Below are 12,601 nucleotides of genomic sequence, written 5' to 3'. Positions count from 1 at the left end.
TTGTGATCACATTATCGGGAAATTGACATAGTTGCAGTTTTGAAGTCAAGCTGCCCCGGGTCGGTAGGATCGACTCGTTCCAACGCCCGCGTGCGGGAGGAATCGCCGTCTTGAAGACCCTTGCTCTGCCCGCCCTTGATCGGCCGGAAGGCATGACGACCCACGACTATGCCTTTGCGCGTCTCAGGCAGGCGATCATGGTGGGCGCCTTCCGGCCCGGAACCTCCGTCACCATACGCGGGCTCGCAAATGCGCTGGAGAGCAGCCCCACGCCGGTGCGCGAAGCACTGCGTCAGCTGACCTCGATCGGTGCCCTGCAATTTCTGGAGAACCGGCGGATCGTCGTGCCGCGAATCACGCCGGCGCGTTTCGAGGAGCTGATCTCGCTTCGTATCGCGCTTGAAAGCCACGCCGCGCGCAGGGCCGTCGCCCATCTCTCCGACCGGCAGATAGACCGCATCATCGCATTGGATGACGCGATCGAGGCCGCGATCCTGGCCGGACAGAAAGCGCAGGCGCTGATCGCCAATCAGGAATTTCACCGGCGGATCTATACGGCCAATCCCGATCAGGTCGTCATGCCGTTCGTAGAGAGCCTCTGGCTCCAGCTCGGGCCGATCCTCGGCATTGCCATGGAGCACGTCACGGAATTCTATGTCATCGACCGTCACCGTGAGGCCATCGAGGCCCTGAGACGGCGTGACGAGGACGCCGTGGCGCAAGCCATCGCCGCCGACATCCGCGAGGGCATCGGCGGCTTCGATCAGCAGGCGATCGGCAAGCTGCTCGCGCTTGCGCGGTGAATGAGGCCTTGCGTCTGCTCCAGTAGGGTAACCACCCTGATCTGCCCCTCACCCTAGCCCTCTCCGCGCGCGGGGAGAGGGGACACCCCTGTGTTCCGCTTCAGCCTCGATGGGTCAATACGGACTCGTCTCCTCTCCCCGCAAGCGGGGAGAGGGCTAGGGTGAGGGGCAGACCTCAAGACGCAACGCGACGCTCATCTGGCCCTTGACCACCTCTCCTGTCCCCTGCATATTGCTCAGATGTCAGACCAATTATGGTTCTTGGGAGAACCGGATGCCCCTGCAGGATAGAGCGATGCTCCTGCCCCTGCCGCCCGCAGACCGGGCGCAGCAGGTAATATCCGCTCTTGCCGATTTCATTCAAAGATCGGGGCTGAACCCCGGGGATCGCTTGCCTGCCGAGCGGGAAATGATGGCGGCGCTCGCCGTCGGCCGCTCCACCATTCGTGAGGTGCTGAGCCATTTCCAGGCGCTCGGCGTTGTCGAGGCGCGCAAGGGCAGCGGCACCTATCTCCTGCGCGCCATTTCCACCGCAACCATCCACATGCCGCTGGCGCTCGACACGGAGCACCTTCGCGACGCGCTGCTGCAGACGCTCGAAGTGCGGCGCGGCATCGAGGTCGAGGCCGGCATGGTCGCTTCGCGGCGCCGCACGGAGGCCGACCTCGTCAACATCGAAACGAAGCTCAACGAGATGGAGCGGGTCCATCTCGCCAAGGGAACCTCCGGCCCGGAAGACCTCGCCTTCCATCTTGCAATCTACGACGCGACCCACAATCCGCTCTTCAAGCAACTGCTCGAACAGATGCGCGAGGCCTTCGAACGCTTCTGGGACGAGCCCTTCGACCGCTCGGACTTCGCAAGGCGCTCCTTTCCCTTTCACCGAACGCTCTTCGATGCGATCGCGGCGCAGGACGCCGAGGCCGCGCGCGCGGAAACGCTGAAAATCCTCGCGGTCGTCGAGGAAGACATCAAGGAAATGTCCAAATGAACAACGGCCTCGATCCGTTCGAGAGAGCCTCCCTTATCGTCGCGCATGACGAAAGCAACGCTTTCGATGCAGTCGTACCGCCGATCGTGCAGACCTCGCTCTTCACCTTCAAGAACTATGACGAGATGGTCGCTTCCTATCGGGGCGAGCGCGTGCGGCCTATCTACACCCGCGGCCTCAACCCGACGGTCAGGCATTTCGAGGAGATGCTGGCGAAGCTCGAAGCCGCCGAAGACGCCATCGGTTTCGCAAGCGGCATGTCGGCGATCTCCTCCACAGTCCTCTCCTTCGTCGAGCCGGGCGACCGCATCGTCGCCGTGAAACATGTCTATCCCGATGCGTTCCGCCTCTTCGGCACGCATCTGAAGCGCATGCGTATCGAGGTCACCTATGTGGACGGGCGCGACGAAGAGGCGGTTGCCAGGGCGCTTCCAGGCGCCAAGCTCTTCTACATGGAAAGCCCGACAAGCTGGGTGATGGACGCGCACGATGTCGCAGCGCTTGCGGCTCTCGCACGCCGGCAGGGGATCGTCACGGTCATCGACAACAGCTGGGCCAGTCCGGTGTTTCAGCAGCCGGTCTCGCTCGGCGTCGACCTCGTCATTCACTCCGCATCGAAATATCTGAGCGGCCATAGCGATGTCGTCGCCGGCGTCGTCGCCGGGTCGAGCGACCTGATCGGCCGCATCCGTTCGGAAGCCTATCCCTATCTCGGCGGCAAGCTTTCGCCCTTCGACGCCTGGCTGCTGATCCGGGGCATGCGCACGCTGCCGGTGCGGATGAAGGCACATGAGCGCTCGGCGCTCGCGGTCGCCCGTCGTCTGGCCGAGCATCCGCTGGTCGAAACCGTCTGCCACCCGGGCCTCGGCAACCATCTGCCCCCCGGTCTCTCCGGCACCTCCGGACTTTTCTCCTTCATCTTCCGCGAAGGCGTCGACGTGCGCCGCTTCGCCGATCACCTGAAACTCTTCAAGCTCGGCGTCTCCTGGGGCGGCCACGAAAGCCTCATCGTGCCGGGCGAAGTCGTCCTGGCGCAGAAAGCCGAGCCCAATTCCGCGGCAGCCTTCGGCATTTCACCGCGGTCGGTACGGCTCCATGTCGGCCTGGAGGGAACGGAGGCCCTCTGGAGCGATCTCGAAACGGCGATGACAGCCGCTTCATCAGGCTGACGAACACGCAACCAGCGAGAACAAAGGGAACGATAAAATGAGGAAACTGATCACCACCACCCTGCTTGCCACGCTGATGGCCGGCAGCGCCCTTGCCGACACCAAGCTGAAGCTCGTCGAGGTCATCACCAGCCCCGAGCGCACCGAAACGCTGAAGTCGATCGTCGCCAAGTTCGAACAGGCGAACCCCGGCACGACCGTGGAGATCATTTCGCTGCCCTGGGGCGAAGCCTTCCAGAAATTCGCGACCATGGTCTCGGCCGGCGAAATCCCCGACGTCATGGAAATGCCGGACACCTGGCTGTCGCTCTACGCCAATAACGGCATGCTCGAAAGCCTCGAGCCCTATCTCGAAAAGTGGGAGCACACCCCCGGCCTCACAGAGCGCGCGCTCGAACTCGGCCGCGACGTCAACGACACCGCCTATATGCTGCCCTATGGCTTCTATCTCCGGGCGATGTTCTACAACAAGAAGCTGCTCTCCGAAGCGGGCGTCTCCGAACCGCCGAAGACGATGGACGACTTCGTCAAGGCTTCCGAGGCGGTCTCCAAGCTGCCGGGCAAATCGGGCTATTGCCTGCGCGGCGGTCCGGGCGGTCTCAACGGCTGGGTGATGTTCGGCGCGACCATGGCCGGCGACAACAAGTTCTTCAACGAGGACGGCACCTCGACGATGAACAGCGAGGGCTGGATCAAGGGCCTCACCTGGGTCATCGACCTCTACAAGAACGGCCTCGCCCCCAAGGATAGCGTCAACTGGGGCTTCAACGAGATCGTCGCCGGCTTCTACAGCGGCACCTGCGCCTTCCTCGACCAGGATCCGGACGCGTTGATCGCGATCGCCCAGCGCATGAAGCCGGAGGATTTCGGCGTCACCACCATGCCCAAGGGGCCGAGCGGCAAGGCCTTTACCACGATCGGCTTTGCCGGCTGGTCGATTCTTGCCGCCAGCCAGAACAAAGATCTCTCCTGGAAGCTGATCGAAACGCTGGAAGGCCCCGAAGGCAATATCGAGTGGAACAAGCGCACCGGCGCGCTGCCCGTCCATAAGTCGGCCGAGAAGGACCCCTTCTATGCGAGCCCGCAGTTCAAGGGCTGGTTCGACGAACTCGCCGACAAGGACGTCGTGCTGACGGTCATGCCGACCTATCTCGAAGAATTCGCCTTCTTCAAGGATTCGCTCGCCATCAAGACGACCCAGGAGGCCCTGCTCGGCGACATCACGCCGGAAGAGCTCGCCAATCAATGGGCCGACTACCTGACCAAGGCGCAGCAGAAGTACCTCGCAAGCAAGAAGTAACGCAGGCACCGGCGGCGGTCAGCCGCCGCCGGTCGTCCGACGCAGGAAAAGGCACGCCGATCGATAACGGCGGTCAAAAAGGGGAAATTTCGATCGATGGCCTATGCCGCACGCCATGACGGCCTGCCCGCAACCCGTCCGCCGCTGATGAAGCGGATCGCCGACGCCTCTGCGCCCTATCTCTATACCGCTCCGGCGCTCATCCTGATCGTTACGGTCATGCTCGTGCCTCTGGTGCTCGGCATCTCCTACGCTTTCCGCGACATCCAGCTGCTCAACCCCTTCTCCGGCGGTTTCGTCGGCCTCGATCACTTCCGTGCGCTCGCCCAGGACCAGGCATTCTTCCGTTCGCTGCGCAACACGCTCTGGTGGACCGGCGCCTCCGTGTTCCTGCAGTTCGCCTTCGGGCTCATCCTGGCACTCCTGCTCGACAAGCCATTCTATGGGCGTGCGGTTGCACAGGCGCTCGTCTTCCTGCCCTGGGCGGTGCCGAGTTTCCTGGCCGGCCTCAACTGGGCCTGGCTTTTCAACCCCGTCGTCGGTCCGCTGCCGCACTGGTTCTTCGCCCTCGGCATCATGAGCCAGCCGACCAACATTCTGTCCGATCCCCAGCTTGCCATGTGGGGACCGATCATTGCCAATATCTGGTGGGGTATCCCCTTTTTCGCGATCACACTGCTGGCAGCGCTCCAGGCGATCCCGCGCGACCTTTACGAGGCAGCGAGCATCGACGGCGCCGGCCCGGTGCAGCGTTTCCTTTCGATCACCCTTCCCTTCCTGGCGCCCACGATCGCGATCACCATTCTGCTGCGTACGGTCTGGATCTCCAATTTCGCCGATCTCATCATCGTCATGACAAATGGCGGGCCGGCGGACCGAACCCAGATCGTCGCAAGCTACATCTTCACCCAGGCGTTCAAGCGGCTGGATTTCGGTTATGCCTCGGCGATCGCGCTGGTGCTGCTGGCGCTGCTCCTCGCCTATTCATTGCTGATCGTGATCCTGCGGCAGTGGCTCCTGAGCAAGGATTGAGACCATGCGCGCCAAACAAGCATTTCTGACCATTGCGCATCGCCTGGCGATCCTCGCTTATATCGCCTTCGCGCTCTTCCCGCTCTTCTGGCTGCTCAAGGTCGCCGTCACGCCGAACGATCTCCTCTATTCGGAGGGCATTCGTCTCTGGCCGTCGCGGGCGAGCCTCGAACACTTCGACTTCGTGCTGCGGCACAGCGCCTTCCCGGTGTTCTTCCGCAACAGCCTGATCGTTTCCGGGTCGACCGCCGTCATCGTCACCATCCTCGCCTCGCTCTCCGGCTACGCGCTCTCGCGCTTCCGGTTCCGCGGCAAATACTGGCTTGTCACGCTGATGCTGCTGACGCAGATGTTTCCTCTGGTGATGCTGGTCGCGCCGATCTTCAAGATCCTCTCGCCGCTGGGGCTGACCAACAGCCTCACCGGTCTCGTCGTCGTCTACACCGCCTTCAACGTTCCCTTCGCGACATTCCTGATGCAGTCCTTCTTCGACGGCATTCCGAAGGACCTGGAAGAGGCGGCGATGATCGACGGCGCGACGCAGTTCGTCGCCTTCCGCCAGATCATCCTGCCGCTGACGCTGCCCGGAATCGCCGCGACCCTCGGCTTCGTCTTCACCGCCGCCTGGAGCGAACTGCTCTTCTCGCTGATGCTGATCTCCGGCAACGCGCAGGCGACCTTCCCGGTCGGGCTCCTGTCCTTCGTTTCGAAATTCTCGGTCGACTTCGGGCAGATGATGGCCGCCGGCGTGCTGGCGCTGATACCGGCCTGCCTCTTCTTCCTCCTCATTCAACGCTATCTCGTCCAGGGCCTCACGGCCGGCGCGGTGAAAGGCTGAAACGCAATGGCTTCCATCGACATCGCCAACATCAAGAAGTCCTACGGTACCCACCCGGTGCTGCACGACGTCGACCTCAAGATCAGCGACGGCGAATTCGTCGTGCTCGTCGGTCCCTCCGGCTGCGGCAAGTCCACCCTTCTGCGCATGATCGCCGGGCTCGAGAGCGTGACCGGCGGCGAGATCCGCATCGCCGGCAGGCGGGTCAACGAACTCGCCCCGAAGGACCGCGACATCGCCATGGTGTTCCAGTCCTACGCGCTCTACCCGCATATGTCGGTCGCGAAAAACATGAGCTACAGCCTGAGGCTCCGCAAGACGGCCAAGGATAGGATAACGACGGTCGTTGCTGGCGCCGCTGCCAAGCTCGGCCTCGACCCGTTGCTCGATCGCCGCCCCAAGGCGCTCTCCGGCGGCCAACGCCAGCGCGTCGCCATGGGTCGCGCCATCGTGCGCGAGCCGAAGGCGTTTCTCTTCGACGAACCGCTCTCCAATCTCGATGCGCGCCTGCGCGAGCAGATGCGCGCCGAGATCAAGAAACTGCACAAGGATCTGGGCGCCACCTCCATCTATGTAACGCACGATCAGATCGAGGCGATGACGCTGGCGGACCGGATCGTCGCCATGAACGGCGGCGTGGTCCAGCAGGTCGGAAGCCCGCTCGATCTCTACGACCGTCCGGCCAATCTTTTCGTCGCCGGCTTCATCGGCTCGCCGGGCATGAACTTCTTCGAAGGTACCTACCACGCGGGCGACGCGCCGCGCTTCGAGATGTCGGATGAGATCGGCATCCCGCTCGACGCGGCCGCGCCCCTTTCGAATAACGCAAAGGTGACGCTCGGCATCCGTCCCGAACATGTCGTGCTTGCCGGCCACGGCCCGGAGACGCTGCTTGCCGGCGTCGATCTCGTCGAGCCGACGGGCTTCGGCATCATCCTGCATCTCTCGCTCGGGCGGGCGCCCTTCAAGGTCTTCACCAACGACCGGTCGTTCCTGACGGCGTCCGGCACGATCCCCGTCCACTTCCCCGCCCACCACCTGCATTTCTTCGATGCGGAGGGCAAGCGCGTCTGACGCACGCGCCGAATGGCGGCCCGCAGGTTCAGGCTTAGCCAGAAGGAGCAATTGACTTCTCTACGACAAGGACTAGCTTCTTTCCTGTCGCACGTATCAACCGCCCCGGCGCACCATTCCTTAAGAGAAGCAAGCACCGCCAAAGCAGATTTGACGATAGCCTTCCTTGCCCCGCGCCGGGCGAAATTGAGGAAGTATCATGCGAATTGCACTTGCTGCCCTGTCTTTTTCGGCACTCTCGCTCTGTCCGGTCGCCGGGCTTGCCCAGGAGGGCGATGCCGAGGCCGGCGCCACCGTCTTCAAGAAATGCGCCACCTGTCACGTGATCGACAAGGACCAGAACAAGGTCGGTCCTTCGCTGCAAGGCGTCATCGGCCGGACGGCCGGCACCCATGCTGACTTCAAATATTCGCAAGCCATGATCGATGCGGGCAAGGGTGGTCTCGTCTGGGACGAGGCGACGCTCGCCGAGTATCTCCATAACCCCAGGGCCATGGTCAAAGGCACCAAGATGGTATTTCCCGGCCTCAAGAAGGACGAGGAGATTGCCAATGTGATCGCCTACCTGAAGCAGCATCCCAAATAGGAATACTTGCGGGAAGCGAGAATTCGATCTCGTCCCGATGATTTGCCAGTATTTTCCGTTCGTGCAATAATTGTGATCGGAACTCTGCGATTGCGTATTCGTCTCACGGCCGATCACGGCGGGGGAGGGTCAGGGAATGGCGGTGGTAGTAATTCTGGTTCTGCTGGCCGTCGGCTCGGTGTTGTTCCATTTGCTTAGTCCCTGGTGGTGGACCCCGATCGCCTCCAATTGGAATTACATCGACAATACCATCACCATCACCTTCTGGATCACCGGCATCGCCTTCACCGCCGTGGTCCTGTTCATGGCCTATTGCATCCTGCGTTTCCGCCACCGACCCGGCAATACCGCCGCTTACGAGCCCGAGAACAGGCGGCTCGAAGGCTGGCTCGCGACGGGCACGACCTTCGGTGTCGCGGCGATGCTGGCGCCGGGCCTCTTCGTCTGGAACCAGTTCGTCACCGTCCCGCAGGATGCGACCGAAGTCGAGGTGATCGGCCAGCAATGGCTGTGGAGCTTCCGGCTGCCCGGCGCGGACGGTAAGCTGGGCACGACGGAAGCGCGCGATATCGCCCCCGAAAACGCGCTCGGGGTCAATCGGGACGACGCCGCCGGGCAGGACGACATCATCATCGAAGGCGGCGAGCTTCACCTGCCGGTCGGCAAGCCGGTCAAGATGCTGCTTAGGTCGGTCGACGTCCTGCACGATTTCTACGTCCCCGAATTCCGCGCGAAGATGGACATGGTGCCCGGCATGGTCACCTATTTCTGGTTGACGCCGACGCGGACCGGAACCTTCGAGATACTCTGCGCGGAACTCTGCGGCGTCGGGCACCCGCAGATGCGCGGTACCGTCGTGGTCGACACCGAAGAAGACTACCAGGCCTGGCTCGCCGAGCAGCAGACCTTTTCGCAACTGTCCGCATCATCGGAAACAAGAGCAATTCCAGGAAAAGCGTGTAGCGGCTTTTCGTCCGGAGTTGCGATCGAACAAGGAACCGGAGCATTCGCGCTTTTTGAAGAAGAGCGAGAATGCTTCGGCCCGGCGGCGACCACGGTCGCCGCCTCAGCGGCGCAGTAGGAGGTGCCGTGAAGTAGCCCCTGGGGAGGAGATATGATGGTCGACGTCCGGTCCGGTATTGGCGAGGCACTTCCGCCTCCCGAAGTCGAGGATGTTGAGCTTTACCATCCGCATAGCTGGTGGACGCGCTATGTCTTCAGCCAGGATGCGAAAATCATCGCCATTCAATACGGCACGACGGCGATCGCCATCGGAATGGTGGCGCTGGTGCTGTCCTGGCTGATCCGATTGCAACTCGGTTTTCCCGGAACATTCGAGCTGATCGATGCCGAGCGCTACTATCAGTTCATCACCATGCACGGAATGATCATGGTGATCTACCTGCTCACCGCCCTCTTCCTCGGCGGCTTCGGCAACTATCTGATCCCGCTGATGGTCGGCGCGCGCGACATGGTGTTTCCCTACGCCAACATGCTCAGCTACTGGATCTATCTGCTCGCCGTGATCGTCCTGGCCGCAAGCTTCTTCACCCCCGGAGGACCGACCGGCGCCGGCTGGACCCTCTATCCGCCGCAGGCCGTCCTTTCCGGCACGCCCGGCGGCAGGGACTGGGGCATCGTCATGATGCTCTCGTCGCTGATCATCTTCGTCATCGGCTTCACCATGGGTGGCCTCAACTATGTCGTGACGGTTCTCCAGGGCCGCGCACGCGGCATGACGCTGATGCGGCTGCCGCTGACCGTCTGGGGCATCTTCACCGCGACGGTGATGGCGCTGCTTGCCTTCCCTGCCCTTTTCGTCGCCTGCGTCATGATGCTCTTCGACCGGCTGCTCGGCACGAGCTTCTTCATGCCGGCGATCGTCGAGATGGGCGAGCAGCTGCAATATGGCGGCGGCAGCCCGATTCTCTTCCAGCACCTGTTCTGGTTCTTCGGCCACCCCGAAGTCTACATCGTCGCGCTGCCCGCCTTCGGCATCGTCTCCGATCTCATCAGCACCCATGCCCGCAAGAACATCTTCGGCTACCGCATGATGGTCTGGGCGATCGTCATCATCGGCGGCCTCTCCTTCATCGTCTGGGCGCACCACATGTATGTCAGCGGCATGAACCCGTATTTCGGCTTCTTCTTCGCCACGACCACGCTGATCATCGCGGTGCCGACGGCGATCAAGGTCTATAACTGGGTCCTCACCCTCTGGCGCGGCAATATCCATCTGACCCTGCCGATGCTCTTCGCCCTCGCCTTCATCGTCACCTTCGTCAATGGCGGGCTGACGGGTCTCTTCCTCGGCAATGTCGTCGTCGACGTGCCGCTCTCCGATACGATGTTCGTTGTCGCGCATTTCCACATGGTCATGGGCGTGGCGCCGATCATGGTGATCTTCGGCGCCATCTATCACTGGTATCCGAAGATCACCGGGCGCATGCTCAACGAGGCGATGGGCCAGATCCATTTCTGGGTCACCTTCATCGGCGCCTACGCCATCTTCTTTCCGATGCATTATCTCGGCCTCATCGGCGTCCCGCGCCGCTATCACGAGCTCGGCGAGGCAGCTTTCGTGACGGCTTCGATCGCCGAGCTCAACGCCTTCATCAGCGTCATGGCGTTTCTCGTCGGCGCTGCGCAGATCCTGTTCCTCTTTAATCTCGCCTGGAGCCTGCGCCATGGCCGGGAGGCCGGGGGCAATCCCTGGCGCGCGACGACGCTCGAATGGCAGACGCCCGAGACGCCGCCGCCTCACGGTAACTGGGGCGATGAACTGCCCGTCGTCTATCGCTGGGCCTATGACTACAGCGTCCCCGGCGCGCCGGAAGATTTCATCCCGCAGAACCAGCCGACGCCCGGCCGCCTCAGTCACGAGTCCGTCTCATGAGCATCGCCGCCTTCTTTCTGGCGGCGATCGCCGCCATCGTCGTCTGGTGGCTCGCAGGGCAACGCCTGACATCGCGCCCCTGGCTCGAGGTCGGTCACTTCCACGACCGCCGGGGCGCAACGCGTTTGCCGCCGGCGAAAATCGGCCTCGGCGTATTTCTCACCGTCGTCGGTGCGCTGTTTTCACTTGCGATCAGCGCCTATTTCATGCGCATGGCGTCATCCGACTGGGGCGCGCTGCCTTTGCCCGGCCTTCTCTGGCTCAATACGGGCATCCTCGCCGCCGGCAGCATCACCCTGCACTGGACCAGGGTCGAGGCAGAGCGGCGGAACGACGAGGCAGCTCGGATCGGTCTCCTGGCGGCGCTCGCCCTTGGCCTCGCTTTCCTCGTGGGTCAGCTCTTCGCCTGGCGTGCGCTGTCGGACGCCGGATATTTCCTGGCCGGGAATCCGGCCAACAGCTTCTTCTATCTGCTTACGGGCATGCACGGCCTGCACATCATCGGGGGGCTTTTTGCTCTCGGCCGGGTAACCGCACATGCCTCGCAAACACCGCTCGAAAACAGAACGCGCCTGTCGATCGAGCTTTGCGCCATCTACTGGCATTTCATGCTGATCGTCTGGCTGGTTCTCTTCGCTCTTTTTGCCGGCTGGGCCAGCGGCGTGATCGATTTCTGCCGCCAACTGCTGACATAGGAACCGTTGAACATGTCTGCACCGATGAAGAAGCCCGCAGCAGAAACGCTCCCGCGCCCCGCCGGTCTGGCCGGGCTCGCGTCGGACTGGGCCTCCGACCAGCGCACCTTCAAGGATGTCTCCTGGGGAAAGGCCATGATGTGGATCTTTCTCCTCAGCGACACCTTCGTCTTCGGCTGCTTCCTGCTTGCCTACATGTCGGCGCGGATGTCCACCGCCGTTCCATGGCCCAATCCGAGCGAGGTCTTCGCGCTCGAAATCGGCGGAACGCACATGCCGCTGATCCTCATCGCCATCATGACCTTCGTTCTCATTTCGAGCAGCGGCACCATGGCCATGGCCGTCAATTACGGTTACCGCCGCGACCGGCGGAAGACCGCGGCGCTCATGCTTCTGACGGCGCTTTTCGGCGCCACCTTCGTGGGCATGCAGGCGTTCGAATGGTCGAAGCTGATCGCCGAGGGTGTGCGGCCCTGGGGCAACCCCTGGGGAGCCGCTCAATTCGGCTCTTCCTTCTTCATGATCACCGGCTTTCACGGGACCCACGTCACCTTCGGCGTGATCTTCCTGCTGATCGTCGCCCGCAAGGTCTGGCGCGGCGATTTTGAAACGGAGCGGCGCGGCTTCTTCACCAGCCGCAAGGGGCGCTACGAGATCGTCGAGATAACCGGCCTCTACTGGCACTTCGTCGACCTGGTCTGGGTCTTCATCTTCGCATTCTTCTATCTTTGGTGAGGGAGGGCATCGTGGCTCACGCGGAAATACATCCGGCACAACCTGCGGTCGCCCATACGGAGCACCAGCAGCACCCGATCAAGCTCTACCTCCTGGTCTGGGGGCTGCTCTTCGTCCTCAGCGCTCTTTCATACCTCGTCGATTACTTCGGCCTGCAGGGCTATCTCCGCTGGTCGCTGATCCTCATCTTCATGATGCTGAAGGCGGGCCTCATCGTGGCCGTGTTCATGCATATGGCGTGGGAACGCCTGGCGCTGATCTACGCGATCATTCTGCCCCCGCTGCTGGTGCTCGTCTTCGTGGCGCTGATGGTGTCGGAATCGAACTATGTCCTCTTCACGCGCCTCACCTTCTTCGGTGGCGGCGAGTAAAGGCGGCTGCCGAAAGGTCGCGTTTCGGCGGCGCGTCCGCCTGCCGCCTCCCTGTTCGAGGAAAAACCTGTTCCTCGCCGCCCCGCAGGGTGTATTTTCTCGCTATATCAG

At 62.5% G+C, this 12,601-nt stretch carries 13 protein-coding genes; all 13 read left to right on the top strand.

Going from position 1 to position 12,601, the window contains the following annotated elements; genetic code table 11:
- Nucleotides 1-110 precede the first annotated feature (110 nt).
- The 13 genes from N0Q91_RS04920 (at nucleotide 111) to N0Q91_RS04860 (ending at nucleotide 12,490) form a co-directional block, all read left to right on the top strand.
- Nucleotides 111-803 carry a GntR family transcriptional regulator gene (locus tag N0Q91_RS04920; RefSeq protein WP_275597473.1) on the top strand — a complete coding sequence of 231 codons (693 nt, stop codon included), beginning with the start codon at nucleotides 111-113 and terminating at the stop codon, nucleotides 801-803.
- A 274-nt stretch (nucleotides 804-1,077) separates the two neighbouring features.
- A complete protein-coding gene (locus N0Q91_RS04915; protein WP_100671930.1) occupies nucleotides 1,078-1,794 on the top strand; it encodes a FadR/GntR family transcriptional regulator in 717 nt (238 codons plus the stop codon).
- The gene (locus N0Q91_RS04910) at nucleotides 1,791-2,963 is read left to right on the top strand and encodes a PLP-dependent transferase (RefSeq protein WP_100671931.1); all 1,173 of its coding nucleotides are present in this window, start codon (nucleotides 1,791-1,793) and stop codon (nucleotides 2,961-2,963) included. Before N0Q91_RS04915 ends, N0Q91_RS04910 begins: the two co-directional genes overlap by 4 nt.
- Before the next feature lie 37 nt (nucleotides 2,964-3,000).
- Nucleotides 3,001-4,263 (top strand): ABC transporter substrate-binding protein, encoded by a 1,263-nt coding sequence (locus N0Q91_RS04905; protein WP_100671932.1) that lies wholly within the window; start codon nucleotides 3,001-3,003, stop codon nucleotides 4,261-4,263.
- 96 nt (nucleotides 4,264-4,359) lie between these two features.
- Nucleotides 4,360-5,295, top strand: coding sequence for a carbohydrate ABC transporter permease (locus tag N0Q91_RS04900; protein ID WP_018095792.1), 936 nt, complete (start codon nucleotides 4,360-4,362; stop codon nucleotides 5,293-5,295).
- Between the two features lie 4 nt (nucleotides 5,296-5,299).
- The gene (locus N0Q91_RS04895; RefSeq protein ID WP_018095793.1) at nucleotides 5,300-6,133 is read left to right on the top strand and encodes a carbohydrate ABC transporter permease; all 834 of its coding nucleotides are present in this window, start codon (nucleotides 5,300-5,302) and stop codon (nucleotides 6,131-6,133) included.
- Between the two features lie 6 nt (nucleotides 6,134-6,139).
- Nucleotides 6,140-7,207 (top strand): ABC transporter ATP-binding protein, encoded by a 1,068-nt coding sequence (locus N0Q91_RS04890; protein WP_275597472.1) that lies wholly within the window; start codon nucleotides 6,140-6,142, stop codon nucleotides 7,205-7,207.
- 199 nt (nucleotides 7,208-7,406) lie between these two features.
- On the top strand, nucleotides 7,407-7,793 hold the full coding sequence (locus N0Q91_RS04885; protein ID WP_275597471.1) for a c-type cytochrome: 387 nt from the start codon (nucleotides 7,407-7,409) through the stop codon (nucleotides 7,791-7,793).
- 136 nt (nucleotides 7,794-7,929) lie between these two features.
- Entirely contained in the window at nucleotides 7,930-8,874 is a 945-nt protein-coding gene (locus N0Q91_RS04880) for a cytochrome c oxidase subunit II (RefSeq protein WP_100671936.1), read from the top strand.
- A 33-nt stretch (nucleotides 8,875-8,907) separates the two neighbouring features.
- Nucleotides 8,908-10,689, top strand: coding sequence for a cytochrome c oxidase subunit I (gene ctaD / locus N0Q91_RS04875; RefSeq protein WP_375341922.1), 1,782 nt, complete (start codon nucleotides 8,908-8,910; stop codon nucleotides 10,687-10,689).
- Nucleotides 10,686-11,384, top strand: a complete 699-nt coding sequence (locus tag N0Q91_RS04870; protein ID WP_275597469.1) for a cytochrome c oxidase subunit 3 — start codon at nucleotides 10,686-10,688, stop codon at nucleotides 11,382-11,384. The genes ctaD and N0Q91_RS04870 overlap by 4 nt, the downstream gene beginning before the upstream one ends.
- 12 nt (nucleotides 11,385-11,396) lie before the next feature.
- Nucleotides 11,397-12,119, top strand: a complete 723-nt coding sequence (locus N0Q91_RS04865) for a heme-copper oxidase subunit III family protein (protein WP_275597468.1) — start codon at nucleotides 11,397-11,399, stop codon at nucleotides 12,117-12,119.
- An 11-nt stretch (nucleotides 12,120-12,130) separates the two neighbouring features.
- Nucleotides 12,131-12,490, top strand: a complete 360-nt coding sequence (locus tag N0Q91_RS04860; RefSeq protein WP_018095800.1) for a cytochrome C oxidase subunit IV family protein — start codon at nucleotides 12,131-12,133, stop codon at nucleotides 12,488-12,490.
- Nucleotides 12,491-12,601 lie beyond the last annotated feature (111 nt).

The sequence above is a fragment of the Sinorhizobium prairiense genome, from assembly GCF_029201645.2.
Classification (GTDB): Bacteria; Pseudomonadota; Alphaproteobacteria; order Rhizobiales; family Rhizobiaceae; genus Sinorhizobium; species Sinorhizobium meliloti_A.
The sequence above is the reverse complement of the archived record's forward strand: the minus strand, read 5'-3'. Positions and strand labels throughout refer to the sequence as shown.

Bases quoted from the DNA above. Each gene is read 5' to 3' on its own strand.
- N0Q91_RS04880 (WP_100671936.1), top strand. From the start codon at position 7,930: ATGGCGGTGGTAGTAATTCTGGTTCTGCTGGCCGTCGGCTCGGTGTTG.
- N0Q91_RS04915 (WP_100671930.1), top strand. From the start codon at position 1,078: ATGCCCCTGCAGGATAGAGCGATGCTCCTGCCCCTGCCGCCCGCAGAC.
- N0Q91_RS04885 (WP_275597471.1), top strand. From the start codon at position 7,407: ATGCGAATTGCACTTGCTGCCCTGTCTTTTTCGGCACTCTCGCTCTGT.
- N0Q91_RS04910 (WP_100671931.1), top strand. From the start codon at position 1,791: ATGAACAACGGCCTCGATCCGTTCGAGAGAGCCTCCCTTATCGTCGCG.
- N0Q91_RS04900 (WP_018095792.1), top strand. From the start codon at position 4,360: ATGGCCTATGCCGCACGCCATGACGGCCTGCCCGCAACCCGTCCGCCG.
- N0Q91_RS04905 (WP_100671932.1), top strand. From the start codon at position 3,001: ATGAGGAAACTGATCACCACCACCCTGCTTGCCACGCTGATGGCCGGC.
- N0Q91_RS04870 (WP_275597469.1), top strand. From the start codon at position 10,686: ATGAGCATCGCCGCCTTCTTTCTGGCGGCGATCGCCGCCATCGTCGTC.
- N0Q91_RS04865 (WP_275597468.1), top strand. From the start codon at position 11,397: ATGTCTGCACCGATGAAGAAGCCCGCAGCAGAAACGCTCCCGCGCCCC.
- N0Q91_RS04895 (WP_018095793.1), top strand. From the start codon at position 5,300: ATGCGCGCCAAACAAGCATTTCTGACCATTGCGCATCGCCTGGCGATC.
- N0Q91_RS04890 (WP_275597472.1), top strand. From the start codon at position 6,140: ATGGCTTCCATCGACATCGCCAACATCAAGAAGTCCTACGGTACCCAC.
- ctaD (WP_375341922.1), top strand. From the start codon at position 8,908: ATGATGGTCGACGTCCGGTCCGGTATTGGCGAGGCACTTCCGCCTCCC.